The following is a 26,851-nucleotide window of genomic DNA, read 5'->3' as shown; positions in this document are numbered from 1 at the left end:
CGCAAGCTAAGGTGGGGATATTCCCGCCTACCGTGCTACAGGTTGAAAGCTTGCACGATTGCTGGCGAATTTCAAGAACAGGCAGTGAACAATTTCGCGCATGAGACGAAGACAGCGTGCATCAGGTTGCATAACGAGAACAGATGTGAACGGTTATCAGTTCTGCTTGGCGTCGATTGCATCCCACATGAGGCTCGCGACGTCAGCACCGCCGAACTTCTTCACTTCGCGGATGCCTGTCGGAGACGTGACGTTGATCTCGGTCATGTAATCGCCGATCACGTCGATACCGACAAAGATGAAGCCGCGTTCACGCAGAGCCGGCCCGATACGGGCGCAGATTTCCTTTTCGCGCGGCGTGATATCGGTCGCCTCGGCACGTCCGCCGACATGCATGTTGGAGCGGCTGTCGGTTTCCGCGGGCACGCGGTTGATCGCGCCGACCGGTTCGCCGTCAACGAGAAGAATGCGCTTGTCGCCCTTGCGCACGGCCGGCAGGTAGGCCTGCGCGATATAGGGTTCGCCGCGATACATCTGGCCGAACATTTCGAGTAGCGAGGTAAAGTTGCGATCATCGCGGGCGGAATGAAACACGCCGGCGCCGCCATTGCCGTAAAGCGGCTTCAGGATGATATCGCCGAGCTCTTCGCGGAACTTGGCAATTTCAGCCGGGTCACGGGAGATCAGTGTCGGCGGCATCAGGTCGGCGAATTCGGTGACGAAGATCTTTTCCGGCGAGTTGCGCACCCAGGCCGGATCATTGACCACGAGCGTCTTTGGATGAATGCGCTCCAGAAGATGGGTCGATGTAATGTAGCCCATATCGAAGGGCGGATCCTGGCGAAGCTGCACGACATCCATCGTCGACAGATCGGTCGGCTGCTTTTCGCCAAGGGTAAAGTGATCGCCCTTGATGTCACGCACCTGCAGCGGCTCGAGGGCTGCAAAGATGCGGCCGTCGCGCATCGTCAGGCGGTCGGGCGTATAGTGGAACAGCTCGTAACCGCGCGATTGCGCTTCGAGCGCCATGGCGAATGTGGAATCGCCGGCAATGTTGATGCCGGAAATGTGGTCCATCTGAAATGCGACCGTGCGAATTTTCGCCATGACTTCAGCCCCCTAGGATTGGCCCGCCTGATGTAGGACGACGAACCCCGAAAGGCAACCTTGGCCCGGATAATCAGCAGGACCGACGATGGGGCCTGCGCTGCCAGAGGCCTAGAACGCATCCTGGAAATGGCGCGGAAACCTTCCCGGCAAGACGGCGATGATGTCGTATCGCTGCGATAACCCGGATACGTCCTTGCGTTTCTGCAGCCAGAGATCGCTCGCGGCCCGGATCCGTTTCTGAGATGCGAAGGAGACGGCGTCGAGCGCCTGCATCTCGGATCGTCTAGCCTTCACCTCGACAAAGACCACGAGATCGCGCTTGCGGGCGATGAGATCGATCTCGCCCAGTTTCGTGCGGTGGCGAAGGGCGAGGATGCGATAGCCTTTCAGCAGGAGATAGGCAGCAGCGACATATTCCGAGACATGGCCGCGGCGCTCTGCCTTGCGACGTCTGGCGCCGATCTCATCCCGTTGTGCCATCGCGATCCATCAGGTCCCGTTCTTCATGGTGATCAGGCGCTGATAGAGATCCTTGCGCGGCAGGCCGGTGATCCTTGCCGCTTCAGTCGCAGCCTTTGCGGTCGGATGCGTTTTGGAAAGGTCCTGCAGGATGGCATCGACCTCCACCTCGCCCGGCGCCTCTTCAGGTGCTGGAGGTTCGATCAGAAGGACGATCTCGCCCTTGACGTTGTGGCCGTCACCGTAATGGGCGGCAAGCTCGGCCAGCGTGCCCCGGCGAAACTCCTCGTAGGTCTTGGTGAGTTCCCGGCAGACGCAGGCAAGCCGGCTGCCGCCGAGCACATCGGCTGCAGAAACGAGCGTGTGGGCAATGCGATGGGGAGATTCAAACAGGATCAGCGTTGCCGGGATCTTTGAAAGTTCCGCAAGCCGGTCGCGGCGGGCTTTATCCTTGGAAGACAGAAAACCGACGAACAGGAAAGCATCCGACGGCATGCCGGAACCGACGAGGGCCGCAAGCGGGGCAGATGCGCCGGGGATGGGCACGACACGATAACCCGCATCGATCGCCATCTGGCCGAGCCGATAGCCGGGATCCGACACCAGCGGCGTGCCCGCATCGGAAACCAGCGCCACGGACTTGCCGGCTTCGAGTGCCGCAATCAGCTTCGGCCCGGCCTCGTTGGCATTGTGCTCATGATAGGAATAGGGGCGATTGACGATGCCGTAGCGATCGAGGAGCACGCGGGTGACCCTTGTGTCCTCGCAGGCGAGCACATCGGCGCCGGACAGGGTTTCGAGCGCGCGCAGCGTGATATCGCCGAGATTGCCGATCGGGGTTGCGACGAGATAGAGCGCCGGCTCGATGGGGCGGGAAGCGATAAACGTGTTGCCGACGCGATAGCCGCGCTGTCCCTTGACGGGTTCGGCGGCGATTTCGGTGGATTGCTCTGAAGATTGGTCGAGGGTCATCGCCTGTTATGGTCGAGGCCGCAGGCTTCGGCAAGCAGAGGCCGGCGATGTTTTGCGCGTCCGGTTTCGCCGCGTTGCGTTTTCTGTGTGCAAGTGCGGTATGAACAAGCAATTCAAATGGCGCAGGGTCCGTTCTGCTCTTGCTTTCGCATCCGAATGTCTGCCATTTTGCCCGTCCACATGTTCCGGCTGCGCAATGGCCGGCAGAGAATATCAGGTGGTCCGGCCAGCCGGATCGCCACGGTCGAAAGCGATAGTGTCCATGCGTATTACTCTTGAGCGCTCCAATCTCTTGAAGTCGCTGAATCACGTGCACCGCGTCGTGGAACGGCGCAACACGATTCCGATCCTGTCCAACATCTTGCTGCGCGCGTCCGATGCGAGCCTGGACATGAAGGCGACGGACCTTGATCTGGAAGTGACGGAATCGACACCGGCCATGGTGGAACAGGCCGGCGCCACGACCGTGCCGGCGCATCTTCTCTATGAAATCGTCCGCAAGCTGCCGGACGGATCCGAAGTGCTGCTGGCCACCAGCGCCGACGGCGCGACCATGACCGTGCAGTCCGGCCGTTCGAAATTTTCGCTGCAGTGCCTTCCGGAAACGGATTTCCCGGATCTCACCGCCGGCAGCTTCAGCCATACGTTCAAGATGAAGGCGACCGATCTCAAGATGCTGATCGACCGCACCCAGTTTGCGATCTCGACAGAAGAGACACGCTATTATCTGAACGGCATCTTCTTCCACACGATCGAGGCAGGTGGCGACCTGAAGCTGCGTGCCGTAGCAACCGACGGCCATCGCCTTGCCCGTGCAGACCTCAAGGCGCCCTCGGGCTCGGAAGGCATGCCCGGCATCATCGTGCCGCGCAAGACCGTGGGCGAGCTGCAGAAGCTGGTCGACGATCCGGAAGCCTTCGTGACGGTGGAGGTCTCCGACGCCAAGATCCGCCTGTCGATCGGCGGCATCGTCATGACCTCGAAGCTGATCGACGGCACATTCCCGGATTACCAGCGCGTCATCCCGACCGGCAACGACAAGGAAATGCGCGTCGATTGCCAGAGCTTCACCAAGGCCGTGGACCGCGTCTCGACCATCTCTTCGGAGCGCGGACGTGCCGTGAAGCTGTCGCTGTCCGAAGGGCAGCTGATGCTGACGGTCAACAATCCGGATTCCGGCAGCGCCACGGAAGAAGTGGCCGTCGGCTACGAATATGACGCGATGGAAATCGGCTTCAACGCCAAATATCTGCTCGACATCACCGCCCAGCTTTCCGGCGACGACGCGATCTTCATGTTGGCGGATGCGGGGTCACCGACGCTGGTTCGTGATACGGCGGGCGACGATGCGCTCTATGTGCTGATGCCGATGCGCGTATAGCATCTTACCAGGCGGCTCGGTTAACCCCAGCCGCCTTTTTTTGTGCCGTATTCCGCTTGCGACATTTCATCTTGTGTTTACGGCAAAACGGTTCACATTGGATGAAACTGGAGGGGACGACCTGATGGAACTGCGTTTGAAGGAACGGCTTGGCCGGAAATTTGACGAGGAAATCCGTTTCTTCAAAGGATGGATCGACGGTCCGAAACAGGTCGGAGCCATCATCCCGACATCGTCAGTCACCGCCAAGCGGATGGCGAGCATCATCGACACAAGTTCCGGCCTGCCTGTTCTTGAGCTTGGACCAGGCACCGGCGTCATCACCAAGGCGATCCTGAAAACCGGCATCGAGCCTCAGAACCTTGTTTCGATCGAGTATTCGACCGATTTCTACCAGCATCTGATGAAGACATTCGAAGGCGTGCATTTCATCAATGGCGACGCGTTCGATCTGGATCGCACGCTCGACACCCTGAAACACCAGAAATTCGACTGCGTGATCTGCGCCATTCCGATGCTGAGCTTTCCAATGGAACGCCGCATCGAACTTCTGGAAGATCTTCTCGACCGCGTCCCGCCGGGACGCCCGGTGATGCAGATCACCTACAGCCCAGTTTCGCCTATTATCGCCAAGCCAGAGCGCTACAAGATCAAGCACTATGACTTCGTGGTGCGCAACATTCCGCCGGCGCAGCTATGGACATATACGCGCGCTTAGCGTCCGGACCTTGTCCGACATGACATTTGGGATTTACATCACGCATCCGCAGGTCCGGATCGACCCCAACGTGCCGGTGCCGCAATGGGGCCTTTCCGACACGGGTCGTCTGCGCGCCGAACAGGCCGCGACATCCGGCTGGGTTTCGATGCTTGGCCGGATCGTCTCGAGCGACGAGACAAAGGCAATCGAGACCGCCGACATCCTGGCCGCGGCCGTCGGTCTCAAGACGGAAATCATCGGGGAACTGCACGAGAACGATCGCACGGCGACAGGCTTTCTGGCGCCGCCGGATTTCGAGGCGGCAGCGGACTGGTTTTTCGCGCACCCAACCGAAAGCTTCAAAGGCTGGGAGCGCGCAGTCGATGCGCAGGCGCGGATCGTGTCTGTGGTCGAATCCATTCTGGCGGGCCACGATCCCGCGGTGCCGATCGCCTTTGTCGGTCATGGCGGCGTCGGCACGCTCCTGAAATGTCACCTGAAACGATCGGCCATATCCCGCACGGAAGATCAGCCGGGTGGCGGTGGCAATCTGTTCCGCTTCACCCTTGCGGATCGCGCCGTCACATGCGACTGGACCCCGATCGAAACATGGAAGGGAGAATGACAGACATGCAAGCGCGTGACAGGCTGATTGTGGGCCTTGATATCCCGACTGTGTCCGAAGCGGAAAAGATGGTGGCAACGCTTGGCGACACCGTCTCTTTCTACAAGATCGGCTACCAGCTGGCCTTTGCCGGTGGGTTGGAGTTTGCCCGCGAGCTTGCAGAGGATGGCAAGCAGATCTTTCTCGACATGAAACTGCTCGATATCGACAACACGGTCGCCAAAGCTGTCGAGAACATCGCCAAGATGGGCATGACCATGTTGACGCTGCATGCCTATCCGAAGGCAATGCGCGCCGCGGTCGAAGCAGCAAAGGGCTCCGATCTCTGCCTGCTCGGCGTTACCGTGCTGACCTCGATGGATGCGGCCGATATGATCGAAGCGGGCTATGCGCAGACGCCGGGCGAGCTGGTGGCACGCCGCGCCGAACAGGCGCGTGCGGCCGGTATGGGCGGCATCGTCTGCTCGGCCGAGGAGTCAGCTGCCGTCCGGGCGATCGTCGGAGCCGACATGGCGGTCGTTACCCCCGGCATCCGGCCGACCGGCTCCGATGCCGGCGACCAAAAGCGTGTCGTGACACCCTTCGATGCGCTGAAGTCAGGCTCCAGCCATCTCGTCGTTGCCCGCCCTATCGTCCAGGCGGCCGATCCGAAGGCGGCAGCGCAGGCAATCCTTGCGGAGATGCGCGAAGCGCTCTGGCCTGCAAACGACGCCTGATCGGATCAGCGCCGGATCAGCGGTTGTCCGAGACGACATTGTTCATGTCGCTGTTGAGGACGAAGGTGGCGACGCCGCCCGACAGGCGGTTGCCGGTGACCCGGTTGTTCTGCGCGTAGTCGAGCGGGCTGGCTCCGCTGCCAAACGACGCCGTTGGCCGTGTCATGCAATATTTGCGCACACCTTGCCGGCTGCCGAGCCAGACCGCCGGCATGGCAAGCCAGTCCTTGTATCGGAAGCTGTTGCCGGAGATGACGTTGCGCTGTGGCGCCTGGTGGCGGATCGTGCCGCCCTCGCCGCAATTGCGGTACAGAAATACGCCGCCCTTGACCGGGTTCACGAACGTGTTTTTCTCGATGAGATTTTCCGCAGACCCATCTATGGCGATGATCTCGCGCTGGCTGGCTGATGTTTCGAACGTGTTGCCGATGACGCGGTTTCTGGCCGATTCCGCATCCAGATAGATCACCGCCGAGACCGTCTTGCCGGTGAAGCGCGAGTTTTCGACACTGACATTGGTAACGCCGGGCGCGAGATAGACCGGCGTGCCGACATTGGCGATGAAGCGGTTTTGTGACAGCACGATATCGCTTGGCGCAATCGACTGCGCTCGCTGTGTATGGCCCGGCGTGAGTGAGGATTCCCTGACCTTCTCGGCCTCTCCGTTGTGACCGAGGCCTTCGATGCGGATATCACCCTTGATTGTGCAGTTGCGGATATGGATGTCGCGGGGCGTATCCCAGCTGCCGTCCTTGCGTTGAACCGAACGGATCACGATCGTGCGGGCCTTGGGCTTGGTGCCATCAAGCGTCGCGCCGTTGCAGTCCATCGTCGTCCCAGACGCGCGACTGCCGGAAAACGCGATCGGCACGGTGATGACGGCATTCTTCTGAAGGGTGAGATCGCAATCGATTTCGATCGGGCGCGTGGCCGCTTCGGCGGGCGAGCGGAGCTGTTCCAGCGTATCGGCGCTGCAGGATGCCGCGCTTGCCGTAGGCGCGCCAAGAAGCATGAACGGCACGAGATAAGGGAGCGCCCAATAGGCGTTGCGCGCTTCAATCCGGCCGCGTGGTCCGGTCTTTATCATGTTGACTCCCCGCCAGATTTGCTCGAATCGAATATGCCCAATCGAGGAGAGGTTATTATGGCAAAAGGTTACTGGATTGCTCGGGTCGATGTTCGCGACGTCGAGCGATACAAGGACTACGTCGCTGCGGCAAAACCGGCGTTTGAGGAATACGGCGCCAATTTCCTTGCACGTGGCGGCGCGATGACCGAACTGGAGGGCACAGCCCGTGGTCGCAATGTGGTGATCGAGTTCCCGTCGATGCAGGCTGCAGTCGATTGCTACAACTCGCCGGCATACCAGATCGCTGCAAAAATCCGCCAGGAAGCGGCCGATGCCGAAATGGTTGTGGTCGAGGGTGTCTGATATCGCTCGCTGACAGCGACAACCGGTTGCGGAAACACTTCCACCGTCGCACGGATTCGGCTAAACAGCATTCCATATTTCGTCGTCCCTTCTTCAGGCTCCCGGAGCTTATCATGACCATCAACAATCTACCGCCTCTCGTCACCGTCTTCGGGGGATCCGGCTTCGTCGGCAGACAGGTGGTTCGCACGCTTGCCAAGCGCGGCTACCGTGTTCGCGTCGCGGTGCGACGCCCGGATCTCGCCGGCTTCCTTCTGCCCGCCGGCTATGTCGGCCAGATCTCGCTGGTGCAGGCGAACCTGCGCTATCGCGATTCCGTGCTGCGAGCCGTCGAAGGCTCCGCGCATGTGGTCAACTGCATCGGCATCCTGTTTGAAAGCGGCCGCAACACGTTCGACGGCGTGCAGGATATCGGCGTGAAGACGCTGGTCGAAGCCGTCAAGGCTGCCGGCGCGAAGCTGACCCATGTTTCGGCCATCGGTGCCGATGTCAATTCCGCTTCGAGCTATGCCCGCAGCAAGGGCCGCGCTGAGGCGACGATCCAAGCCGCACTGCCGGATGCGGTGATCCTGCGTCCTTCAGTGGTTTTCGGTGCTGACGACAGCTTCTTCAACCGGTTCGCCTCGATGGCACGGACGTTCCCGTTCCTACCGCTGATTGGTGGTGGCCATACGAAACTGCAGCCGGTCTTCGTGGAAGACGTGGCGGAAACCGTGGGACGCTCCGTCGACGGCTCCATTCCGTCCGGCAAGATCTACGAGCTGGGTGGCGGCGAAGTAATGACGATGCGCGACTGCATGGAAACGGTCATGCGTGTGACCGCCCGCAAGAAGCCGCTTCTCTCGCTGCCTTTCGGCGTAGCCTCCATGATCGGCAGCGTTGCCTCGATGGTGCCCCTGATCACCCCGCCGATCACGGCGGACCAGGTGGAACTCCTGAAACGGGACAATGTGGTTTCGGACGCTGCGGAAAAAGAAGGCCGCACGCTTGCGGGTATCGGCATCACGCCGACCCTGGCCACCTCCGTTCTTGCGTCCTATCTCGTGCGCTACCGGCCGCAGGGCCAGTACACAGGCTCCGGCAAGGCCGCCTGATTTCAATACTCTAGATCCTTACCGGATCCTTGACGACGTGCTCTCCGGGGCGCGTCGTTTTTTTTGGGCGCAGGTTCCGAAAGCTCTGTGGCGCAAAGGTCGCAGTTATTGGCCGTCTTGCGTTAACGGGCAGTTTAGCAAAAACGTTTATTGAATATCAGCCACACGGCCCGTAGACCCACACACAGATATTTCCCTTCTGAAAGGCGCATTTGCATGGGCAAACCCATCGCCCTCTTTTTCGTATGTGCAGCACTTGTGATCCTTGCAGGATCGTTCATGGCTCCTGAAACCGGAGCCGCCGGCAAGCTCGATTGTGCGCCTGCTTATGGCGTCGATCCCTGCAGCACTGCATCCATTCGTTACTGAAGCAGTGATTGAACGACCCATATGACAAAGGCGGCCGATGGCCGCCTTTTTCTTTTTCGGGTAGCGGCCTTCAGGCCCCGAGCAACAGGGCAACAAGGCCGATGGCGCCGACTGCGATACGCCAGTAGGCGAAAGGCGCGTAGCCGCGGCTCGATATGAAATTGAGAAGCGAGCGCACGACAAACACTGCCGTCACGAAGGCTGCCAGAAAGCCGACCACGATCACGGCGCTGTCGTCGAAGGAGAGCAGCGCACGGTTCTTGACGAGATCGAGCGTGAAGGCGCCGACCATTGTCGGCATCGCGAGGAAGAACGAGAACTCCGCGGCCGAACGCTTGTCCGCGCCAAGCAGAAGCGCGCCGACGATGGTGGCGCCGGAGCGCGACGTACCTGGGATCATCGCGAGGCACTGGCAGAAGCCGATCTTGATCGCCAGCGACAGTGGATAATCCATCACGTCATGGTATTTCGGCTCGAACTTCATGCGATCGACGGCAAGCAGGATAAAGCCACCGACGATCAGCATGACGCAGATCAACATCGGCGTTTCGAACAGGACCGTCTTGATGAAATCATGCGCGATTGCGCCGATCACGGCGGCCGGGAGAAAACCCGCCAGGATGGTCAGAACGAAACGGCGCGACTGGACACTGGTCGGCAGCGAGACGGCGATCGAGATCAGCCTTTGCGCATAGACCAGAAGAATGGCCAGTATGGCGCCGAGCTGGATCAGGACCGCAAACGTATTCCCCGGAGAATTGAAACCGAGAAAATGGCCGGCGAGCAGCACGTGTGCGGTGGATGAAACGGGCAAAAATTCCGTGAGCCCCTCGATAATACCGAGTACGAGGGCGCTGATAATGGGCTGATCCACCATTCTTAGTCCTTTGCTATGCGATAGAGGTGGTTTTTAATCGTTTCTTAGCGGTTTGTGGCCCCTGCTTGTACTGGCCCTACCAAATCCATATAGCTGGCATATGTCAGGCGGGCGCCCGAAGCAGCCGCTTTCCTATACATTATAACTGAAGTTTTCTTATCGATGCCCACCCTGTATCATCATCAAATGTCGTCTTCCTCTCGCTTCGTCCGTCTGATCCTCGCCGAATACGGCTTCCAGACGGATCTTGTCGAGGAGCAGCCCTGGGAGAAGCGCCGCGAGTTTCTCACGCTCAACCCGGCGGCGACCCTGCCTGTCTATGTTGACGACAATATGCGCGTTCTGTGCGGTCCGTCGGTTCTGATGGAATTTCTCGACGAGACCCATGGCGTGCTGAAGCGCGACCGCCGGCTGCTTGCCGAAGACCCGTGGCAACGGGCTGAAATACGCCGGCTGACGGAATGGTTCCTGATCAAGATGGAGCAGGACGTGACCCGGCCGCTGACGCGCGAGCGGGTCTACAAGCTGCAGATGACCGCGGCTCAGGGCGGCGGCGCACCTGATTCGAAAGTGCTGCGGACATCCCGCGCTAATATTCGCCAGCACATGAAATATCTTGCCTGGCTTGCCGGCTCGCGCCAGTGGCTGGCCGGCGAGCGTCTGAGCTATGCCGACCTTGCCGCCGCCGCCTCGATTTCCGTGCTCGATTATCTCGGCGAAATCGACTGGTCGGAAATTCCGATCGCCAAGGACTGGTACCAGCGGATCAAATCGCGCCCCTCCTTCCGTCCGCTGCTGTCCGAGCGCATTCGCGGCCTCACTCCGGTATCGCATTATGCGGACCTTGATTTCTGAGCCGGACCACGACCTGAGCCTCGAGAAGGTCGACTTTCGGGCCGACCGGCGTCGGCAGAAGCTGACCGCTTTCATTCGCGAGGAAGCCGCAGCCCAGGGCTTTGATCTCTGTCGCATCACAAGGCCCGACAGCATTCCGAAAGCACCGGAACGGCTGACGACTTTTTTATCCGACGAGCATCACGGCACGATGGACTGGATGGCGGAGACGCGCGAGCGTCGCGGCGATCCCAAGGCGCTCTGGTCCGAAGTCAGGTCGATCGTGATGTTTGCGATGAATTACGGGCCGGACGAGGATCCGCGCGGCATTCTGGAGAAGCCCGACAAGGCCGCGATTTCCGTCTATGCCCGCAACCGCGACTATCACGACGTGATCAAGGGTCGGTTGAAGGAGATCGCCACACGGTTTGCCGCCCGTGCCGGCGAGGATGTCAAAGTATTCGTCGATACGGCACCGGTGATGGAAAAGCCGCTTGGCGAAGCCGCCGGTATCGGGTGGCAGGGCAAGCATACCAACCTCGTCAGCCGCACGCACGGTTCCTGGCTTTTTCTCGGCAGCCTGTTCACGACAGCGGATCTGGCCTTCGACGAGGCTGAGCGGGACTATTGCGGCTCTTGCCGCGCCTGTCTCGACGCCTGCCCGACGGCTGCCTTTCCGGCGCCCTACCGGCTGGATGCGCGGCGCTGCATCTCTTACCTGACGATAGAGCACAAGGGACCGATCGCACCCGAATTCCGGCCGATGATCGGCAACCGTATCTATGGCTGCGACGATTGCCTGGCGGCATGCCCGTGGAACAAGTTCGCTGCCAGTGCGTCTGAAATGAAGCTGAAGGCGCGCGAGGACCTCAAGGAACCGTCGATCGCGTTTCTTCTGACGCTGGACGATCCGGCATTCCGCACCTTCTTCAGCGGATCGCCGGTAAAGCGGATTGGCCGTGACCGTTTCGTGCGCAACGTGCTGATCGCCGCCGGCAATTCCGGTGACCGCGGCTTCATCGACCAGTGTCGCAGCCTGTCAGCGGATGCGTCCCCTGTCGTGCGCGGCATGGCGATCTGGGCGCTGAAGCGGCTGATGTCGGAGGCGGAGTTCGCTATGTTTGCGGCGGCACGGGCTCCGGACGATGATGCCGAGGTCGAAAACGAATGGACGATGGCAGGAGTGGTTTGATGCGGGTGATGATCTTCGGATGCGGCTATTCCGGCCAGGCGATTGCGGAGGCCTTCATGGCCGAAGGCGCTACGGTTTCCGGCACGGTTCGCAGCGAGGAGAAGGCCGTGGCTCTTCGCGCAAAGGGCATTCGGCCCTTCATCTTCGACGGCAGCGACTTCGATGGAGCGCTGCCGGGTGAGATGGCCGAGGTGACGCATCTGGTTCAATCCATCCCACCCGGTCATGAAGGCGATCCGCTCCTGAAGCTCGTCGAAGGCAAGCTCTCGGCCTTGTTTACGAAGCTCGAATGGATCGGCTATCTATCGACCGTCGGTGTCTATGGTGACCATGGCGGTGACTGGGTGACCGAGGAGACGCCGGGAAGTCCCATTCTTGGGCGCTCGATCGAACGCGTCGATACGGAGGATGCCTGGAGCGAGCAGGCGACCAGTGTCGGCGTGCCATGCGCAGTGATGCGTCTTTCCGGCATCTACGGACCCGGCCGCAATGCGTTCGTCAATCTCTCCCGCGGCAGCGCGCGACGCATCATCAAGAAGGGTCAGGTGTTCAACCGGATACGGGTGGAGGATATCGGGGGCGCCTCGCTGTTTCTCGGGAGCCAGCGGATGGGTGGCCTCTATAATGTCACCGACGACGAGCCATGCCCGCCCCAGGACGTGATCGTCGAGGCTGCCCGGATGATGGGCGTCGAACCGCCGCCCGAACAGGATTTCGACACCGCCGACATGTCGCCGATGGCGCGGTCCTTCTATGGCGCCAACAAGCGCGTCTCGAATGAGAAGATCAGGGCCGCCGGCTTCCAGTTCCGCTTTCCGAACTACCATGTTTCACTCTCGGAATTGTGGTGTTCCGACCGCTGGAGAGGGTGAAATCTCCTCTACTCATCGGTGGGAATTTTCATCCTGAGCCATTATCCCGGTCATAAATTCTTAATGCCTGGGGCGCAGCGCCCCAAAACCGGTCCAAATAAGACAGCAGACCGACTTTAAGAGAAAAAAAATTTTGCCTGTTTTCGTGAACACGAGTCATCCATGGGATCCAGCGGAATGACGTTTCGCTTGGAGACTGATTCTAAAGCTTTTCTTCCGAAAAAGCTTAGCCGGGTGCATTAACAACATCGATCGCAATGTAATCACGAATGTTACAATGCGTAACACTCCGTGATAAGTAATCCCACTTTTTCGCCATTTTTGGCCCCGCTTAAGCCGGCTGCACGCAACGTGCAGGGACAAACGGACGGGGACGACCGACTTGACAACAATTCGACGCTCGACACTCGCGGTTGCCATTGCTGCTTTTGCACTACTCGGCACCGCGCAGGCCAATGCTGCGCCCGGCTGCGGCCACGCATCCTGGTACGCGCTTTCTTCGAAGACCGCTTCTGGCGAGCGGATGAACGCCGCCAAGCTGACCGCCGCACATCGCTCGCTGCCCTTCGGCACCAGGGTTCTCGTGACCAACAAGCGCAACGGCAAAAGCGTCGTCGTGCGCATCAACGATCGCGGTCCGTTCATTCGCGGCCGGGTGATCGACGTTTCGAAAGCCGCAGCCAAGGATATCGGCATGGTCTCTTCGGGCACTGCGCAGGTCTGCTACCAGATCGTTGCCGACACCCGCGCTTCCAGCCAGAAGATCTCCGGCAAGGGCATCAAGGACGTCGACGGCTGAGGCACCAGAGCTTTGAACGCCTGACGTGCTGCACTTGCCCTTTCGACCGTTCGCGGTTACGACCCACCCCACACGGGTTCAACCGAGACGGAGAATGACATGCGACTGGGCGGACGAGTAGCCGGAGCAATCGACGTACTGGCGGATATCGAGGCACGCAGACGCCCCGTCGCCGACGCGCTGAAGGACTGGGGCCTCGCGCACCGCTTTGCCGGATCCGGCGACCGCGCCGCAATCGGAAACATCGTTTACGACGCATTGCGCATGCGGCTCAGCCACGCATTCATCATGGACGACGACAGTGCCGTCGCACTGGCTTATGCGGTTCTCCTTCGCCAGTGGGGATATTCTCCAGAAACGCTGGCTGCCGATTTTGCCGACGACCGTTTCGCGCCGCCGGTTTTGACCGAAGCGCATATCGCCGCCTTTTCCTCCCGCAAGCTGGAAGACGCGCCGCTTCACATCCAGGGCGATATCCCGGACTGGGTTCAGCCTTCATTCGAAGCAAATTTCGGCGACGACTGGCTGGCTGAGGCAAAGGCACTTGCCACCCGACCGACGCTTGATCTGCGCGCCAACACGCTGAAGGCGTCGCGCGACAAGGTGGTAAAGGCGCTGGACCGCGCCGGTGCCAAGCCTGCGCGCATTGCCCGCAACGGCATCCGGATCGCTGCCGGCGAAGGTGCTTCCCGGCTTCCCAATATCACCGCCGAGCTTTCCTTCCAGAAGGGCTGGTTCGAGGTGCAGGACGAGGGCTCGCAGATCGTGGCCGAGCTCGTACAGCCTGCCGAGAACCATCAGGTGCTGGACTATTGCGCCGGTGGCGGCGGCAAGACGCTGGCGATGTCGGCTGCGATGAACAACAAGGGCCAGGTTCACGCCTACGATACCGACCGCAAGCGGCTGGCGCCGATCATCGAGCGCCTGCGTCGGGCCGGCACCCGCAATGTTCAGGTTCACGACGATGCACGCCAGCTTGAAGGTCTCCGGAACAAGCTTGACGCAGTTCTGGTCGATGCGCCCTGCACCGGCACGGGAACGTGGCGCCGTCGCCCCGACACGAAATGGCGGCTGACGCAGAAGAACCTCGACGAGCGCATTGCGCAGCAGCAGGACGCACTTTCCGAAGCATCCGCTTTCGTGAAGCCGGGCGGCGCGCTTCTTTATGTGACCTGTTCGATCCTGCCGGAAGAAAACGACCAGCAGGCTGTCCGTTTCTGCGAGCAAAACCCCGAATTCTCCATTGTGCCGGCAGCCGACCAGTGGGCGAAGATTTTCGGCAACGACGCGGCCACGCCTCGCGCCAAGGATGCAGCGACGGTGACACTGTCTCCCGCAAGTACCGATACGGACGGATTCTTTTTCTGCCGCATGCAACGCAAGGTTTGAGCGGGACTTGTCTTGCGGATTTACCCTGAAAGCATTCTAAACTAGATCATTTGACACAAGTTTAGATTTGCGCGATGAGCCTTTGAGGCAGCCTCGTTTTCAAACGACGCCGCAATGGAGAGGGACATGATCCGCAAATTCGCTTTCAGCGCCGCACTGGCGCTTCTCGCCGCATCGACTACATTAACGGCAGCGCGCGCCGACACGAAGCCGGCCGCCGTGCTCAAGCATTATTCCGAGCTGGCGCATGCCAAGTTCGAGGATTCGCTGATATCAGCGCAAAGCCTCGAAAAGGCCATCGACGGGCTGATTGCAAGCCCAAGCGAGGAAACGCTGAAGGCGGCGAAAGCAGCCTGGATCGCGGCGCGTGTTCCCTACCAGCAGACCGAAGTCTATCGTTTCGGCAATTCTGCCGTTGACGACTGGGAGGGCAAGGTCAATGCCTGGCCGCTGGATGAAGGCCTGATCGATTACGTCGATCCCTCCTATGGCACGGAAAGCGACGAGAACGCTCTCTATACGGCCAACATCATTGCCAACCCCAAGATCAAGGTGAACGGCAAGACGCTCGACACGACCAAGATCACCACGAAGACGCTGCGCAGCCTGCATGAGGCCGGCGAGATCGAGGCGAATGTGGCGACCGGGTATCACGCAATCGAGTTTCTGCTGTGGGGCCAGGATACCAATGGCACCGGGCCTGGCGCCGGTACGCGCCCCTATACGGATTACAGCAAGACCGAATGCACCAACGGCAATTGCGACCGTCGCGCCGCCTACCTGAAAGCTGCGACCGCATTGCTGGTTGCCGATCTGAAGGACATGGTTGTGGCGTGGGGCCCCAAGGGCAAGGCCGCCAGGACTGTCGAGGCCAATGGCAAGAAGGGTCTGAGCGCCATCCTGACCGGCATGGGCTCACTTTCCTATGGCGAGCTTGCCGGCGAGCGGATGAAGCTTGGCCTGCTGCTGCATGATCCGGAAGAAGAGCATGACTGCTTCTCCGACAACACCTACGCCTCGCACCTCAACGACGCGATCGGCATCAAGTCGGCCTATACGGGAGAATATACCCGTATCGACGGCACCAAGATGACCGGTGCCTCGCTGTCAGATCTCGTCTTGGCCAAGGACAAGGCGCTGGACGACGAGATGAAGGGCAAGCTGGATGCGACGCTTGCGGCCATGAACGCGATGGCTGACCGCGCCCAGAAGGGCGAGGCCTATGACCAGATGATCGGCGAGAACAATGCCGACGGCAATGCCGTGGTCCAGAAGGCGATCGATGGGCTGATCGACCAGACCAAGACGATCGAGCGCGTCGTTGCGTCGCTCGATCTCGGCAAGGTGGATCTCGAAGGCTCCGACAGCCTGGACAATCCGGAAGCCGTATTTCAGTAAGCCGTTGAAGCGGTTGCCAAGCGATTGCGATGAAACACTTCACCTCATTCACCCCTCCCCGAACGCGGGAGGGGCATAACCACTCCCCGGGTTGTCCCCAGCACCCGCTGGACGATGGGCTCGCGCGCGGCTGCCTTTCCCCTCCCGGGAAAGATGCCGGGAGAAGCAGCGGATACTGGTTCCGACTTGTTTTGCCGGTCCTTTCCGGCGCTCTGTTTCTGATCCCGCTGATCGCAACCGGCGGCGACAGCATTTTTCCGACGTCGCGCACCGATCTCAACCCGAAAGACCAGAAGCGGGTGGCAAGCGTGACGCGTGCCACGACGGACTTCTCCAAGCCGGAGCAGTTCGAGCTGATGGCCGGTGGCGGGGCAACCACCAAGGCAAGCGTCAACGGGAATATCTTCTCGCACTTCTCCGCCAACATCACGTTCGAGGAAGAGCAGGACTTCAAGCTCGGCAATGCGCTGTTCACGAAGCTGTGGGTGTCATCTCCCTCGTCGACCCAGGCTTCCGACGGGTTGGGGCCGCTGTTCAATGCGCGGGCCTGCCAGAGCTGCCACCTGAAGGACGGCCGCGGGCATCCGCCAGAAGGTGCCGCCGACGCGACCTCGATGTTCCTGCGGCTGGCCCGGCCGGCGCGGACCGACGAAGAACGCGCGGCAATCGCCGATTATCGCAAGCTCAACTTTCCGGACGCGGTCTATGGCGAGCAGCTGCAGGATCTCGCCGTGCCCGGGCTGCAGGCCGAAGGCAGACTACAGATTGCCTATCAGGACCTGCCGGTGACACTTGCTGATGGCGAGGTGGTTACTCTCCGCAAGCCCAGCTATTCGGTGAGCGACCTGGGGTTTGGCCCGATGGAGGGCGACGTTACGCTTTCGCCGCGCGTGGCCCCGCCGATGATCGGCATGGGTCTCATCCAGGCGATCCACGAGGCCGACCTGCTAGATAACGCCGATCCCGACGATCAGGACGGTGACGGTATTTCGGGCAAGGCCGCGCTGGTGCGCGACCACAAGAGCGGCGAGCTGAAGATCGGCCGTTTCGGCTTCAAGGCGCAGAACGCGTCCATCCGCGACCAGAGTTCATCGGCCTTCGTCGGCGACATCGGTATCTCGACGCCGGACGATCCGTTCGATCACGGCGACTGCAGGAAGGCGCAGAGCGACTGTCTGGCCCTGCCGACCGGTGTCCAGCCGCGGCTCGGCCCTGTGGAAGCACCTGATCCAGTGCTGCCGCTCGTCACCTTCTACTCGGAAAACCTCGCCGTGCCCGCGCGACGCGATATCGGCGATGCCGGCGTGCTGAAGGGCAAGCAGCTGTTTTATCAGGCGGGCTGTGCTTCCTGTCACATGCCGAAATTCGTGACCCGCCGCGATGCGGGAAACAAGGCGCATGCGTTCCAGCTGATCTGGCCCTATTCCGACTTCCTGCTGCACGACATGGGCGAAGGCCTTGCCGATGGCCAGCAGGTGGGCGTGGCGAACGGGCGGGAATGGCGCACCCAGCCGCTCTGGGGCATCGGCTTGACGCAGACCGTCAATGGGCACACGTTCTTCCTGCATGACGGGCGGGCGCGAAACCTGACCGAGGCAATTCTCTGGCATGGCGGCGAGGCAGAGAAGGCACGTGATGCCTTTGCATCGCTTTCCAAAGATGATCGCGCTTCTCTTCTCACCTTCCTGGAGTCACTCTGATGCGCAAGATCTTCGCGGCCGGCCTGGCTCTGCTGCTGTCCACAACGGCGCAGGCGCAGGATGCCGACAGCGTTCCGGCAGTCGAACTTCCGGCAGCTACCGTCACGAAGGTGATGACTGCGGCGGTCAACGGCTTTATCCGGCCGGGCTATGATGCCTTCGAGACGTCTGCGCAGGATGTGGCCGACAAGAGTGCTGCACTCTGCAAGGCCCCCTCGGTCGCCAATCTCGACGTCGTTAAGACCGCATTCCGCGCGCTCGTCGTCAGCTGGGGGTCGATCGAGATCGTCCGCACTGGACCGATCATCGAGCAGAACCGGTTCGAGCGGGTGCTGTTTTATCCCGACCGCAAGAGCACCGGTCTGAAGCAGGTGCAGGCTGTGCTTGCCAAGAAGGACGAGACGGCGACGGACCCGACGACGCTTGCCTCCAAAAGCGTTGCAACACAGGGTCTCGGCGCACTCGAATATCTGCTCTACGGCACCAATGCCGATAGCGATCTTCTAGAGGCCGAGAATGCGTTTCGCTGCCGTTATGCAGCCGCGGCCGCGCAGAATATCGCCAATGTCGCCAAGGACGTCGCCGGGATCTGGGACGCGCCGGATGGCATCGCCAAGACCTGGGAACAGCCGGGACCCGACAACCCGGCCTTTCGCACCGGAGGCGAGGCGATAACTGCGTTGCTCGGTATTCTGGTCCATGGCGCGGAGGCCGTGCGCGACCAGCGGATCGAGACATTCTACAAGGGTGCCGGCAAGGCGACGTTTCCGAAACAGGCGCTATTCTGGCGTTCGCAAAACACCTGGGACAGCCTGAACGGCAATCTTGATGGATTGTCAAAGCTGCTCGCCACGTCGGGCATGGTCGAGCTGCTGCAGGAAAAGGACCGACCGGTCGTCGCGGCAACGCAGGCCAGATTGCAGTCGATGATCGCCACGGCCCGCACCGTGATGCCCAATATCGAATTGGCTGTCGAAAACCCCGGCGAACAGGCTAAGCTTCAATCGCTTCTCGACGGCGGCAAGGACGTGATCGCCAAGCTGAACGACGGTTATGGAGGCGCGATCGGGCTTTCCTCCGGCTTCTCGTTTGCAGACGGCGACTAGGCCATGACCTGGCGCGGCGAAACGATCGATCGACGCGGTTTCCTGAAGGCCGCCGGCGTCGCCTTTACCGCGGCGCTTCAACCGGGCTCGCTGATGGCGCTGGAACGGGCGGACGCGGTTTACGCGGCGGGTTTTCGCGCACCCGACGGGTCGTTCGGCATTGCGACCGTGTCGGAGCGCGGCGAGATCATCGACCGTGTGGCTCTGCCCGCGCGCGCGCATGGCATGGCCTTCAGTGCTACGACCGGTCGAACCGTCGCCTTTGCCAGAAGGCCGGGCACGTTCGCCATGGTGTTCGATGCGGCACGCCGGGCGGAGCCTGTCATGATCACCGCGCCGGAGGGGCGACACTTCTACGGGCACGGGCATTTTTCGCCCGACGGCACCAGGCTCTACGCGAGCGAAAACGATTTCGACGGCAATCGCGGCATGATCGGGGTCTATGATGGAAGCGACGGCTTCCGCCGCATCGGCGAATTCGATGCCCATGGTGTCGGGACCCACGATATGACCGTCTCCGACGACGGATCGATGCTGGTCATCGCCAATGGCGGTATCGAGACGCATCCGGATTTCGGCCGCACCAAGCTCAATCTCGACCGCATGGAGCCTTCGCTGGTGCTGTTGGACGCAAGATCCGGCGCGCTGATCCAGAAACACCTGATGCCGCCGACGCTATCCCAGCTCTCCACAAGGCATCTCGACATTGCCGATAGTGGCCGCATCTGGTTTGCCTGCCAGTGGGAAGGTGCGCGCAACGCATTGCCGCCGCTTGCCGGCCGGTTTTCGAAGGGCGAAGACATCGCATTCCTCGACCTGCCCGAACAGACCACGGTCCGGCTTGGCAACTATGTGGGCGCGATCGCCGTCAATCGTCGCGATGGGTTGGTCGGCCTGACATCGCCGGTTGGCGGTGCGGCGGTGACGCTGGATGCAAGGACCGGCAAGGTGATGAGGGAAGAGACGGTGCGGGAGGCTGCGGGCGTGGCACCGGCTGCGCACGGCATCGCGGTCTCGACCTATGACGGGCGTTTCAACGAGACACGTAGCCGGATTGCCTGGGACCAGCATATCGTTCGCATCGGATGATCTTTCCGGCCGCTCCAACCGCTCTATCTGAGGGCTCATGCGCAAACCTATCGTCTACGGTCTCTTCATCATCGCGTCGGTCGCCGTCGGCGTGATCAGCGGCGTCAGCAACATTCCCGGCGAATGGTACCAACAGCTGAACAAGCCGTTCTTCAATCCGCCGAACTGGATCTTCGGACCGGTCTGGACGGTTCTCTACGGCATGATCGGCGCAGCGCTTGCCTCTACCTGGTACGACCAGAACAACACTCGAAGGCTGGTCGTGTTTGCGGTGCAGGCCGTCCTGAACCTGCTCTGGTCTCCGGCCTTCTTTGGGATGCAGAACCCGGTTCTGGGTCTTACCATCATCGTGCCGATGCTCGCTTTCATCCTGCTGTTCATTGCGATGAGCTGGCGGCCAAACCGCACGGCCGCGCTGCTGTTCGTGCCCTATGCGCTGTGGGTCGCGTTTGCGACGATGCTCAATATTTCGATCGTCATGCTCAACTGACGAGCCGAGACAAACCGGCTTGCCGATACCGGCCCGGCATGGCACCTTGCCCCGATCAAAGGGGCAGGCATGAGCATTCTCGAAACAGGCGATTTTCGCGAGCGTATTCGCCAGAGTTTTGACCGGCAGGGTGCGATGGCAATGCTTGATGCGGAGCTGACCCGGGTCGAGCAGGCGATGATCGAGATCGAGCTGCCCTATAGCGAGAAGCTGACCCAGCAGCATGGGTTTCTGCATGCCGGCGTGATTTCCGCGGCCCTCGACACGGCCTGCACCTATGCCGCCTACACGACGATTGCACCTGACGCTTCGATCCTGACGATCGAGTTCAAGGTGAACCTGTTGTCGCCGGGCCGTGGAGAGCGCTTTCTGTTTCGCGGCGAAATCACCAAGCCGGGGTCTACGATCATCGTTGCGGACGGGCGCGGTTATGCGATCGGTGACGGTCCGGCAAAACTCATTGCGTCCATGACCGCATCGATGATGGTCATCCGCGGCAGGCAGGATATCGTCGGATGAATTTCGAACTTAAGGCAGTTTCTGGCAGGCAGATCATGTTCGTCATGGCCGTCGATGCCGAATATGGTCCGCATCTCAAAACCCGTATCAAGCCGCTGATGACCGGTGTAGGCCCGGTGGAGGCAGCGGTCATGCTGTCGCGTGCGCTGACACGGCTGGAGGTGGAAAGCCGGTTGCCGGATCTGGTCGTCTCACTCGGGTCCGCCGGCTCGCGCAGTCTCGAGCAGACCGAAGTCTACCAGGTATCCTCCGTTGCCTATCGCGACATGGACGCCTCCCCGCTCGGTTTCGAAAAGGGCCGCACGCCGTTTCTCGATCACCCTGCAATCGTTCCGATGACGCTGCGCATCCCCGGCATTGCGGAAGCGTCGCTTTCGACCGGGGGCAATATCGTTTCGGGAGCAGCCTACGATCTCGTTTCCGCCGACATGGTGGACATGGAGACCTTTGCCGTGCTGCGATGCTGTCAGGTTTTCGGTCTTCCGCTGATCGGTCTGCGTGGCATTTCCGACGGCAAGGCGGAGCTGAAGCATGTCGACAACTGGACGGAATATCTTCATGTGATCGACGAGAAGCTTGCAGCAGTGATCGACCGGCTTGAAAACGCCCTCGAAAGCGGCGATTTGGCGCTCTGACGCAGTTGCACAAAAGCCAGTTTTTCTCTAAAGGCTCGCCATGACCCAGACAACACCCTTGGTAGCTCATCCCGACAGCATTCTCATCATCGATTTCGGCAGCCAGGTGACGCAGCTGATTGCGCGCCGCGTGCGCGAAGCGGGTGTCTATTGCGAGATCCACCCGTTTCAAAGTGCAGCGGACGCCTTCGACAGGATGGCGCCGAAGGGCGTGATCTTTTCCGGCGGCCCGGCATCGGTCACGACAGAGGGTAGCCCGCGCGCACCGCAGTCCGTATTCGACAGCGGCGTTCCGATCCTTGGCATCTGCTACGGCCAGCAGACGCTGGCAACCCAGCTCGGCGGCGTCGTCGAGGGTGGCCATGCCGCGGAATTCGGCCGCGCCGACGTCGAGATCAAGAAATCCAGCCCGCTGTTTGATGGGTTCTGGGAACAGGGCGGACGCTATCCCGTGTGGATGAGCCATGGCGACCGCGTGACGCAGTTGCCCGATGGCTTCGAAGTCATCGCCACATCCGAAAACGCGCCGTTCGCGATCGCTGCCGACGAGAGCCGTCGCTATTATACGACGATGTTCCATCCGGAAGTGGTTCACACGCCTGATGGCGCCAAGCTCTTGTCCAATTTCGTGCACAAGATCGTCGGCCTGAAATCCGACTGGACCATGGCGGCCTACAAGGCCGAAATGATCCGCAAGATCCAGGAACAGGTGGGCACCGAGCGCGTCATCTGCGGCCTCTCCGGCGGCGTTGACTCGTCCGTTGCCGCTATTCTGATCCACGAGGCAATCGGCGACCAGCTGACCTGCATCTATGTCGACCACGGCCTGATGCGTCAGGGCGAGACCGAACAGGTCGTCGGCATGTTCCGTGACGCCTATAACATCCCGCTCGTGGCCGTGGATGCATCCGACCTGTTCCTGACGCAGCTGGCCGGCGTTTCCGACCCTGAGGTCAAGCGCAAGACGATCGGCCGCCTGTTCATCGAGGTTTTCGAATCGGAAGCCGCCAAGATCGCGTCCGACGGCAAGGGCGCTCCGCGCTTCCTCGCACAGGGCACGCTCTATCCTGACGTCATCGAGAGCGTTTCGTTCTCCGGCGGCCCGTCGGTCACCATCAAGAGCCACCACAATGTTGGCGGCCTTCCAGAGCGCATGAACATGCAGCTGGTGGAGCCGCTGCGCGAACTGTTCAAGGACGAAGTCCGCGCTCTGGGTCGTGAACTCGGCCTGCCGGAAAGCTTTATCGGCCGCCACCCGTTCCCGGGCCCAGGCCTTGCCATCCGCTGCCCGGGTGGGATTACCCGCGAAAAGCTCGATATCCTGCGCAAGGCGGATGCGATCTATCTCGACGAAATCCGCAAGGCCGGTCTCTACGACACGATCTGGCAGGCATTCGCGGTGCTGCTGCCGGTCCAGACCGTCGGCGTGATGGGCGACTACCGCACCTATGACTTCGTCTGTGCACTCCGCGCCGTGACCTCCGTCGATGGCATGACAGCGGACTTCTATCCCTACGACATGAACTTCCTTGGCCGTGCGGCAACCCGCATCATCAACGAAGTGCGCGGCATCAACCGCGTCGTCTACGACGTAACCAGCAAGCCGCCCGGCACGATCGAGTGGGAATAGGCCTTTAGTGACCGGCCGCATCACTCAGCGGCCTGTCACCTCCCAATCCCTTCCCGGATATCCCTATGCTCCGCAGCCTCTATGACTGGACGATGGCGCTCAGCGCCCGCAAGTCCGCAAGCGTTTGGCTTGCGGTCATCGCTTTCGTCGAAAGCTCCGTCTTTCTGGTGCCGGCGGATGTGCTGTTTCTGCCCATGGCGCTCGCAAGGCCCGAGCGCGCCTGGCGCTACGCCCTGATCGCCACGACATTTTCGGTGCTGGGTGGCATTGCCGGTTGGTGGATCGGGTTTTTCGCGTTCGATGCGATCGCCGTGCCGATTCTCGAATTCTGGGGCAAGCTCGATACGTTCAACGAGCTGAAATCCGGCATCACCTACGAGACGATCCTGCTGATGCTGGTCACGTCAGGCTTTGCGCATCTGCCGCCGATCAAGGTGGTCACGATCCTGTCCGGTGCCGTGCATGTCAATATCTGGCTGTTCATCGCAGCGGCCGTGGTGACCCGCGGAGCCCGCTTCTTTCTCCTCGCATGGCTCCTGCGCCGCCACGGCGAGAGCATCCGGCATTTCATCGAGAAGCGGCTCGGGAAACTGGCACTGATCGGCGCCGTCGTGCTGATCGCCGTCTATTGCGCCTACAAGATGCTGATGAGCTGAGTTGGCGCGACGCCAGCTGCGGCTGTGTTATCAGGCAGTTTGTGCACGCCTAACCTAGTATCATTATTTCTGCGGGGAAGTTTGTGGCTTGATCGCCTATCGGCTTGCGACACAAGCCATGCAGTGAGCAGGATGGTGGCCTGCTGTGGCTGAAGGTCTCAGCCGGGTCATGTCATCAGCGCTCGTCGTGTGGCGAAGGACTACGCCACACAGGTCCGGCAGGAACTTTCCCGCCGGGCGGTCTTTGGAAGTATGATTAGCGAACCTTGCGGAAAGCCTGGGGATCGATGCCGAGGATCTCGAGGTCACGGGCGTGCGGACGACGGTTGTTCTCGACAGCAGCGGATGCGGAGACGGCAGCGCCGAACAGTGCAAATGCACGACCGAATGCGCCAACGCGGTTCTTGATAGATGCAGACATTTGATCTCTCCTTGTGATGTTCCTAAAATAGGCTGCACATTGTGCCTATACAATCGACAAGCTCACAGAGGAGGCATGCGCCAATCACATGGCACGGACCTCACGGCATCCATGTCTTGCCTAAACCGAGGTGCGGTTGCTATCGATCGTCATCAACGGAAGAGGTTTTCATGGCGATCATCATATATGGCATCAAGAACTGCGACACCATGAAGAAGGCCCGCGCCTGGCTGGATGAGAAGGGCGTTGCCTACACCTTCCACGACTACAAGGCGCTCGGCATCGACCACGATCATCTTGACGACTGGACGGCGCGCGCCGGGTGGGAACAGGTGCTGAACCGCGCAGGCACCACATTCAAGAAACTTCCCGAGACGGACAAGCTGGATCTCGACCGGGAAAAGGCGATTGCGCTGATGGCGGCTCAGCCATCGATGATCAAGCGGCCCATACTGGAAGCGGATGGAAAACTGGTCGTCGGCTTCAAACCGGAAAGCTATGACGCAACCTTCCCGAAAGACTGACTCTCATGTCCAGGGCGACCCGCGCAACCGAAGCCCTCGAAAAATCCGGCGTGAGCTTCACGACGGTCACCTACGACTATGATCCGAGCGCCGAACGCATCGGCCTTCAGGCAGCCGAGGCGATCGGGGAAGACCCGTGCCGCGTTCTGAAGACGTTGATGGCGGAGGTGGATGGTAAAGCTGTCTGCGTTGTCATCCCGTCCGACCGGGAGGTCTCGATGAAGAAGCTTGCGGCGGCATTCGGCGGCAAGTCTGCGGCGATGATGAGGCCTGCCGACGCCGAACGGATAACCGGTTATCGTGTCGGCGGCATCAGCCCGTTCGGCCAGAGGAAGCTCGTCCCGATGGCGATCGAGGCGACGTCTCTCGAGGAGAACCAGGTCTTCATCAATGGCGGGCAGCGGGGGCTTCAGGTGCGCCTGGCACCGAAAGATGCGCAGTCCGTGCTGAAAGCGATGGCGGCGGGCCTTGTTGCGTGAAGCGAGGGGACTATGATCGTGATCGATCGACTTCACATTCACCTCCGCCACCCTAAGTCGTGGCAACAGATATTCCAAGAACAGAGGCCACCATGACAATCGTGCCGAAATTCCAGACTGCCATCGATCCGCAGAAACTCGAAAAGCTTGCCGAGGTGGCGGTCAAGGTTGGACTTGGGCTGGAGAAGGGCCAGGATCTCGTCATCACGGCGCCGATTGCGGCCCTGCCGCTGGTGCGGTTCCTGACCCGCCACGCCTACAAGGCCGGTGCGGGTCTCGTCACCACCTTCTATTCCGACGAGGAGGCGACGCTTGCACGCTACGAGTTCGCACCCGATGCGAGCTTCGACAAGGCCTCGGACTGGCTCTACCAGGGCATGGCGAAGGCATACGCCAATGGTGCGGCGCGGCTGGCAATCTCCGGTGACAACCCGATGATGCTGGCGGACCAGGATCCCACCAAGGTGGCACGGGCGAACAAGGCCAACTCGATGGCCTACAAGCCGGCGCTGGAGAAGATCGCCAATTTCGACATCAACTGGAACATCATTTCCTACCCCAACCCCGCATGGGCCCGGCAGGTGTTTCCGGACGTGCCGGAAGAGGTGGCGGTGCGCAAGCTGGCCGATGCGATCTTTGCCGCCTCCCGCGTCGATGTGGCGGACCCGGTCTCTGCCTGGGCATCGCACAACGCAAACCTCAAGAAGCGCTCCACTTGGCTGAACGGCGAGCGTTTTTCAGCACTTCATTTCACCGGCCCCGGCACTGACCTGACGGTTGGCCTGGCTGATGGCCATGAATGGCATGGCGGTGCGTCGATGGCAAAGAACGGCATCACCTGCAATCCGAATATCCCGACCGAAGAAGTGTTCACCACCCCCCATGCGCTGAAGGTGGAAGGCTATGTTTCCAGCACCAAGCCGCTGTCGCATCAGGGCACGTTGATCGACGACATCAGAGTGAAGTTCGAAGGCGGCCGGATCGTTGAGGCAAACGCTGCCAAGGGCGGAGAAGTGCTGAGCCGGGTTCTCGATACGGATGCGGGCGCCCGCCGGCTGGGCGAAGTAGCACTGGTGCCGCATTCATCGCCGATTTCGGCAAGCGGCATCCTGTTTTACAACACGCTGTTTGACGAAAACGCGTCGTGCCACATCGCGCTCGGCCAGTGCTATTCGAAATGCTTCCTCGACGGCGCTTCGCTGACGCCGGAGCAGATCAGGACGCAAGGCGGAAATTCAAGCCTCATCCACATCGACTGGATGATCGGATCCGACAAGGTGGATATCGACGGCATCAGGGCCGATGGTTCCAAGGTGCCCGTTATGCGCGCCGGCGAATGGGCCTGACCCACGAGACGCGAGGCCCGGGTTTGCCGGGCCTTTG

General features: G+C 60.8%; 30 protein-coding genes. 24 read left to right on the top strand and 6 right to left on the bottom strand.

Annotated features, from left to right (window positions below; genetic code table 11):
- Positions 1-156: 156 nt before the first annotated feature.
- The 3 genes from gshB to rsmI form a co-directional block, all read right to left on the bottom strand.
- Entirely contained in the window at positions 157-1,107 is a 951-nt protein-coding gene (gene gshB, locus ACQY1P_RS06640) for a glutathione synthase (RefSeq protein ID WP_209902922.1), read from the bottom strand.
- A gap of 111 nt (positions 1,108-1,218) precedes the next feature.
- Entirely contained in the window at positions 1,219-1,590 is a 372-nt protein-coding gene (locus ACQY1P_RS06635) for a YraN family protein (RefSeq protein ID WP_062454055.1), read from the bottom strand.
- 9 nt (positions 1,591-1,599) lie between these two features.
- Entirely contained in the window at positions 1,600-2,541 is a 942-nt protein-coding gene (rsmI, locus tag ACQY1P_RS06630; RefSeq protein WP_430255777.1) for a 16S rRNA (cytidine(1402)-2'-O)-methyltransferase, read from the bottom strand.
- A gap of 262 nt (positions 2,542-2,803) precedes the next feature.
- Between rsmI and dnaN the strand changes: the two genes are divergently transcribed.
- The 4 genes from dnaN (at position 2,804) to pyrF (ending at position 5,963) form a co-directional block, all read left to right on the top strand.
- The gene (gene dnaN, locus ACQY1P_RS06625) at positions 2,804-3,922 is read left to right on the top strand and encodes a DNA polymerase III subunit beta (RefSeq protein WP_092663804.1); all 1,119 of its coding nucleotides are present in this window, start codon (positions 2,804-2,806) and stop codon (positions 3,920-3,922) included.
- Positions 3,923-4,046: 124 nt separating this feature from the next.
- The gene (gene pmtA, locus ACQY1P_RS06620; RefSeq protein ID WP_062454058.1) at positions 4,047-4,640 is read left to right on the top strand and encodes a phospholipid N-methyltransferase PmtA; all 594 of its coding nucleotides are present in this window, start codon (positions 4,047-4,049) and stop codon (positions 4,638-4,640) included.
- Between the two features lie 19 nt (positions 4,641-4,659).
- Positions 4,660-5,247 carry a histidine phosphatase family protein gene (locus ACQY1P_RS06615; protein WP_325263863.1) on the top strand — a complete coding sequence of 196 codons (588 nt, stop codon included), beginning with the start codon at positions 4,660-4,662 and terminating at the stop codon, positions 5,245-5,247.
- Positions 5,248-5,252: 5 nt separating this feature from the next.
- A complete protein-coding gene (pyrF, locus tag ACQY1P_RS06610) occupies positions 5,253-5,963 on the top strand; it encodes an orotidine-5'-phosphate decarboxylase (RefSeq protein WP_092663806.1) in 711 nt (236 codons plus the stop codon).
- Positions 5,964-5,979: 16 nt separating this feature from the next.
- Here pyrF and ACQY1P_RS06605 read toward each other — a convergent pair whose 3' ends face one another.
- Positions 5,980-7,050, bottom strand: coding sequence for a NosD domain-containing protein (locus tag ACQY1P_RS06605; RefSeq protein ID WP_430255774.1), 1,071 nt, complete (start codon positions 7,048-7,050; stop codon positions 5,980-5,982).
- A gap of 57 nt (positions 7,051-7,107) precedes the next feature.
- Between ACQY1P_RS06605 and ACQY1P_RS06600 the strand changes: the two genes are divergently transcribed.
- From ACQY1P_RS06600 to ACQY1P_RS06590, 3 genes are all read left to right on the top strand, one after another.
- Positions 7,108-7,395, top strand: coding sequence for a DUF1330 domain-containing protein (locus ACQY1P_RS06600; RefSeq protein ID WP_325263861.1), 288 nt, complete (start codon positions 7,108-7,110; stop codon positions 7,393-7,395).
- Positions 7,396-7,508: 113 nt separating this feature from the next.
- Entirely contained in the window at positions 7,509-8,489 is a 981-nt protein-coding gene (locus ACQY1P_RS06595; RefSeq protein WP_062454063.1) for a complex I NDUFA9 subunit family protein, read from the top strand.
- A gap of 216 nt (positions 8,490-8,705) precedes the next feature.
- A complete protein-coding gene (locus ACQY1P_RS06590) occupies positions 8,706-8,858 on the top strand; it encodes a hypothetical protein (protein ID WP_092663810.1) in 153 nt (50 codons plus the stop codon).
- 70 nt (positions 8,859-8,928) lie between these two features.
- Here the strand turns inward: ACQY1P_RS06590 and ACQY1P_RS06585 are convergent, their stop codons facing one another.
- Positions 8,929-9,735, bottom strand: a complete 807-nt coding sequence (locus ACQY1P_RS06585) for an undecaprenyl-diphosphate phosphatase (protein ID WP_062578775.1) — start codon at positions 9,733-9,735, stop codon at positions 8,929-8,931.
- 162 nt (positions 9,736-9,897) lie between these two features.
- Between ACQY1P_RS06585 and ACQY1P_RS06580 the strand changes: the two genes are divergently transcribed.
- The 14 genes from ACQY1P_RS06580 (at position 9,898) to ACQY1P_RS06515 (ending at position 24,044) form a co-directional block, all read left to right on the top strand.
- Positions 9,898-10,590 (top strand): glutathione S-transferase family protein, encoded by a 693-nt coding sequence (locus tag ACQY1P_RS06580; protein ID WP_062454065.1) that lies wholly within the window; start codon positions 9,898-9,900, stop codon positions 10,588-10,590.
- Positions 10,571-11,761 carry a tRNA epoxyqueuosine(34) reductase QueG gene (gene queG, locus ACQY1P_RS06575; protein ID WP_430255771.1) on the top strand — a complete coding sequence of 397 codons (1,191 nt, stop codon included), beginning with the start codon at positions 10,571-10,573 and terminating at the stop codon, positions 11,759-11,761. Before ACQY1P_RS06580 ends, queG begins: the two co-directional genes overlap by 20 nt.
- On the top strand, positions 11,761-12,633 hold the full coding sequence (locus ACQY1P_RS06570) for an SDR family oxidoreductase (RefSeq protein WP_430255769.1): 873 nt from the start codon (positions 11,761-11,763) through the stop codon (positions 12,631-12,633). The genes queG and ACQY1P_RS06570 overlap by 1 nt, the downstream gene beginning before the upstream one ends.
- Before the next feature lie 382 nt (positions 12,634-13,015).
- A complete protein-coding gene (locus tag ACQY1P_RS06565; protein WP_062454067.1) occupies positions 13,016-13,432 on the top strand; it encodes a septal ring lytic transglycosylase RlpA family protein in 417 nt (138 codons plus the stop codon).
- A gap of 99 nt (positions 13,433-13,531) precedes the next feature.
- Entirely contained in the window at positions 13,532-14,821 is a 1,290-nt protein-coding gene (locus ACQY1P_RS06560; protein WP_113109365.1) for an RsmB/NOP family class I SAM-dependent RNA methyltransferase, read from the top strand.
- 126 nt (positions 14,822-14,947) lie between these two features.
- A complete protein-coding gene (locus tag ACQY1P_RS06555) occupies positions 14,948-16,219 on the top strand; it encodes an imelysin family protein (protein ID WP_430255766.1) in 1,272 nt (423 codons plus the stop codon).
- A gap of 212 nt (positions 16,220-16,431) precedes the next feature.
- Entirely contained in the window at positions 16,432-17,919 is a 1,488-nt protein-coding gene (locus ACQY1P_RS06550; RefSeq protein ID WP_430256669.1) for a di-heme oxidoredictase family protein, read from the top strand.
- The gene (locus ACQY1P_RS06545) at positions 17,919-19,025 is read left to right on the top strand and encodes an imelysin family protein (protein ID WP_430255764.1); all 1,107 of its coding nucleotides are present in this window, start codon (positions 17,919-17,921) and stop codon (positions 19,023-19,025) included. The genes ACQY1P_RS06550 and ACQY1P_RS06545 overlap by 1 nt, the downstream gene beginning before the upstream one ends.
- 3 nt (positions 19,026-19,028) lie before the next feature.
- Positions 19,029-20,114 carry a DUF1513 domain-containing protein gene (locus tag ACQY1P_RS06540; RefSeq protein WP_430255763.1) on the top strand — a complete coding sequence of 362 codons (1,086 nt, stop codon included), beginning with the start codon at positions 19,029-19,031 and terminating at the stop codon, positions 20,112-20,114.
- A 37-nt stretch (positions 20,115-20,151) separates the two neighbouring features.
- Positions 20,152-20,604: a TspO/MBR family protein gene (locus tag ACQY1P_RS06535; RefSeq protein ID WP_062454072.1), complete on the top strand. Its 453-nt coding sequence runs from the start codon at positions 20,152-20,154 to the stop codon at positions 20,602-20,604.
- A gap of 69 nt (positions 20,605-20,673) precedes the next feature.
- Entirely contained in the window at positions 20,674-21,123 is a 450-nt protein-coding gene (locus tag ACQY1P_RS06530) for a PaaI family thioesterase (RefSeq protein ID WP_092663828.1), read from the top strand.
- A complete protein-coding gene (locus ACQY1P_RS06525; RefSeq protein WP_430255760.1) occupies positions 21,120-21,758 on the top strand; it encodes a 5'-methylthioadenosine/S-adenosylhomocysteine nucleosidase in 639 nt (212 codons plus the stop codon). The genes ACQY1P_RS06530 and ACQY1P_RS06525 overlap by 4 nt, the downstream gene beginning before the upstream one ends.
- Before the next feature lie 40 nt (positions 21,759-21,798).
- Positions 21,799-23,388, top strand: coding sequence for a glutamine-hydrolyzing GMP synthase (gene guaA, locus ACQY1P_RS06520; RefSeq protein ID WP_430255758.1), 1,590 nt, complete (start codon positions 21,799-21,801; stop codon positions 23,386-23,388).
- Between the two features lie 65 nt (positions 23,389-23,453).
- Positions 23,454-24,044 (top strand): YqaA family protein, encoded by a 591-nt coding sequence (locus ACQY1P_RS06515; RefSeq protein ID WP_092663834.1) that lies wholly within the window; start codon positions 23,454-23,456, stop codon positions 24,042-24,044.
- 256 nt (positions 24,045-24,300) lie between these two features.
- Here the strand turns inward: ACQY1P_RS06515 and ACQY1P_RS06510 are convergent, their stop codons facing one another.
- Complete coding sequence (locus ACQY1P_RS06510) at positions 24,301-24,465, bottom strand: hypothetical protein (protein ID WP_092663836.1); 165 nt, start codon at positions 24,463-24,465, stop codon at positions 24,301-24,303.
- A 170-nt stretch (positions 24,466-24,635) separates the two neighbouring features.
- Here ACQY1P_RS06510 and ACQY1P_RS06505 point away from each other — a divergent pair, with 170 nt between their 5' ends.
- The 3 genes from ACQY1P_RS06505 to ACQY1P_RS06495 all read left to right on the top strand — a co-directional run bounded on the left by ACQY1P_RS06505 (position 24,636) and on the right by ACQY1P_RS06495 (position 26,814).
- The gene (locus ACQY1P_RS06505; RefSeq protein ID WP_430255756.1) at positions 24,636-24,989 is read left to right on the top strand and encodes an ArsC family reductase; all 354 of its coding nucleotides are present in this window, start codon (positions 24,636-24,638) and stop codon (positions 24,987-24,989) included.
- Between the two features lie 5 nt (positions 24,990-24,994).
- On the top strand, positions 24,995-25,468 hold the full coding sequence (gene ybaK, locus ACQY1P_RS06500) for a Cys-tRNA(Pro) deacylase (RefSeq protein ID WP_430255754.1): 474 nt from the start codon (positions 24,995-24,997) through the stop codon (positions 25,466-25,468).
- Between the two features lie 92 nt (positions 25,469-25,560).
- Positions 25,561-26,814, top strand: a complete 1,254-nt coding sequence (locus ACQY1P_RS06495; RefSeq protein ID WP_430255752.1) for an aminopeptidase — start codon at positions 25,561-25,563, stop codon at positions 26,812-26,814.
- Positions 26,815-26,851 lie beyond the last annotated feature (37 nt).

Source organism: Neorhizobium sp. DAR64872/K0K18, assembly GCF_050500175.1.
In the GTDB taxonomy this organism is placed as follows: Bacteria; Pseudomonadota; Alphaproteobacteria; order Rhizobiales; family Rhizobiaceae; genus Neorhizobium; species Neorhizobium soli.
Note: the sequence above shows the minus strand (reverse complement) of the source record. Positions and strands in the feature narration are given on the sequence as shown.

Excerpts from the sequence above, each read along its gene's own strand:
- gshB (WP_209902922.1), bottom strand. The coding sequence starts at position 1,107 with ATGGCGAAAATTCGCACGGTCGCATTTCAGATGGACCACATTTCCGGC.
- ACQY1P_RS06635 (WP_062454055.1), bottom strand. The coding sequence starts at position 1,590 with ATGGCACAACGGGATGAGATCGGCGCCAGACGTCGCAAGGCAGAGCGC.
- rsmI (WP_430255777.1), bottom strand. The coding sequence starts at position 2,541 with ATGACCCTCGACCAATCTTCAGAGCAATCCACCGAAATCGCCGCCGAA.
- dnaN (WP_092663804.1), top strand. The coding sequence starts at position 2,804 with ATGCGTATTACTCTTGAGCGCTCCAATCTCTTGAAGTCGCTGAATCAC.
- pmtA (WP_062454058.1), top strand. The coding sequence starts at position 4,047 with ATGGAACTGCGTTTGAAGGAACGGCTTGGCCGGAAATTTGACGAGGAA.
- ACQY1P_RS06615 (WP_325263863.1), top strand. The coding sequence starts at position 4,660 with ATGACATTTGGGATTTACATCACGCATCCGCAGGTCCGGATCGACCCC.
- pyrF (WP_092663806.1), top strand. The coding sequence starts at position 5,253 with ATGCAAGCGCGTGACAGGCTGATTGTGGGCCTTGATATCCCGACTGTG.
- ACQY1P_RS06605 (WP_430255774.1), bottom strand. The coding sequence starts at position 7,050 with ATGATAAAGACCGGACCACGCGGCCGGATTGAAGCGCGCAACGCCTAT.
- ACQY1P_RS06600 (WP_325263861.1), top strand. The coding sequence starts at position 7,108 with ATGGCAAAAGGTTACTGGATTGCTCGGGTCGATGTTCGCGACGTCGAG.
- ACQY1P_RS06595 (WP_062454063.1), top strand. The coding sequence starts at position 7,509 with ATGACCATCAACAATCTACCGCCTCTCGTCACCGTCTTCGGGGGATCC.
- ACQY1P_RS06590 (WP_092663810.1), top strand. The coding sequence starts at position 8,706 with ATGGGCAAACCCATCGCCCTCTTTTTCGTATGTGCAGCACTTGTGATC.
- ACQY1P_RS06585 (WP_062578775.1), bottom strand. The coding sequence starts at position 9,735 with ATGGTGGATCAGCCCATTATCAGCGCCCTCGTACTCGGTATTATCGAG.
- ACQY1P_RS06580 (WP_062454065.1), top strand. The coding sequence starts at position 9,898 with ATGCCCACCCTGTATCATCATCAAATGTCGTCTTCCTCTCGCTTCGTC.
- queG (WP_430255771.1), top strand. The coding sequence starts at position 10,571 with ATGCGGACCTTGATTTCTGAGCCGGACCACGACCTGAGCCTCGAGAAG.
- ACQY1P_RS06570 (WP_430255769.1), top strand. The coding sequence starts at position 11,761 with ATGCGGGTGATGATCTTCGGATGCGGCTATTCCGGCCAGGCGATTGCG.
- ACQY1P_RS06560 (WP_113109365.1), top strand. The coding sequence starts at position 13,532 with ATGCGACTGGGCGGACGAGTAGCCGGAGCAATCGACGTACTGGCGGAT.
- ACQY1P_RS06555 (WP_430255766.1), top strand. The coding sequence starts at position 14,948 with ATGATCCGCAAATTCGCTTTCAGCGCCGCACTGGCGCTTCTCGCCGCA.
- ACQY1P_RS06545 (WP_430255764.1), top strand. The coding sequence starts at position 17,919 with ATGCGCAAGATCTTCGCGGCCGGCCTGGCTCTGCTGCTGTCCACAACG.
- ACQY1P_RS06540 (WP_430255763.1), top strand. The coding sequence starts at position 19,029 with ATGACCTGGCGCGGCGAAACGATCGATCGACGCGGTTTCCTGAAGGCC.
- ACQY1P_RS06535 (WP_062454072.1), top strand. The coding sequence starts at position 20,152 with ATGCGCAAACCTATCGTCTACGGTCTCTTCATCATCGCGTCGGTCGCC.
- ACQY1P_RS06530 (WP_092663828.1), top strand. The coding sequence starts at position 20,674 with ATGAGCATTCTCGAAACAGGCGATTTTCGCGAGCGTATTCGCCAGAGT.
- ACQY1P_RS06525 (WP_430255760.1), top strand. The coding sequence starts at position 21,120 with ATGAATTTCGAACTTAAGGCAGTTTCTGGCAGGCAGATCATGTTCGTC.
- guaA (WP_430255758.1), top strand. The coding sequence starts at position 21,799 with ATGACCCAGACAACACCCTTGGTAGCTCATCCCGACAGCATTCTCATC.
- ACQY1P_RS06515 (WP_092663834.1), top strand. The coding sequence starts at position 23,454 with ATGCTCCGCAGCCTCTATGACTGGACGATGGCGCTCAGCGCCCGCAAG.
- ACQY1P_RS06510 (WP_092663836.1), bottom strand. The coding sequence starts at position 24,465 with ATGTCTGCATCTATCAAGAACCGCGTTGGCGCATTCGGTCGTGCATTT.
- ACQY1P_RS06505 (WP_430255756.1), top strand. The coding sequence starts at position 24,636 with ATGGCGATCATCATATATGGCATCAAGAACTGCGACACCATGAAGAAG.
- ybaK (WP_430255754.1), top strand. The coding sequence starts at position 24,995 with ATGTCCAGGGCGACCCGCGCAACCGAAGCCCTCGAAAAATCCGGCGTG.
- ACQY1P_RS06495 (WP_430255752.1), top strand. The coding sequence starts at position 25,561 with ATGACAATCGTGCCGAAATTCCAGACTGCCATCGATCCGCAGAAACTC.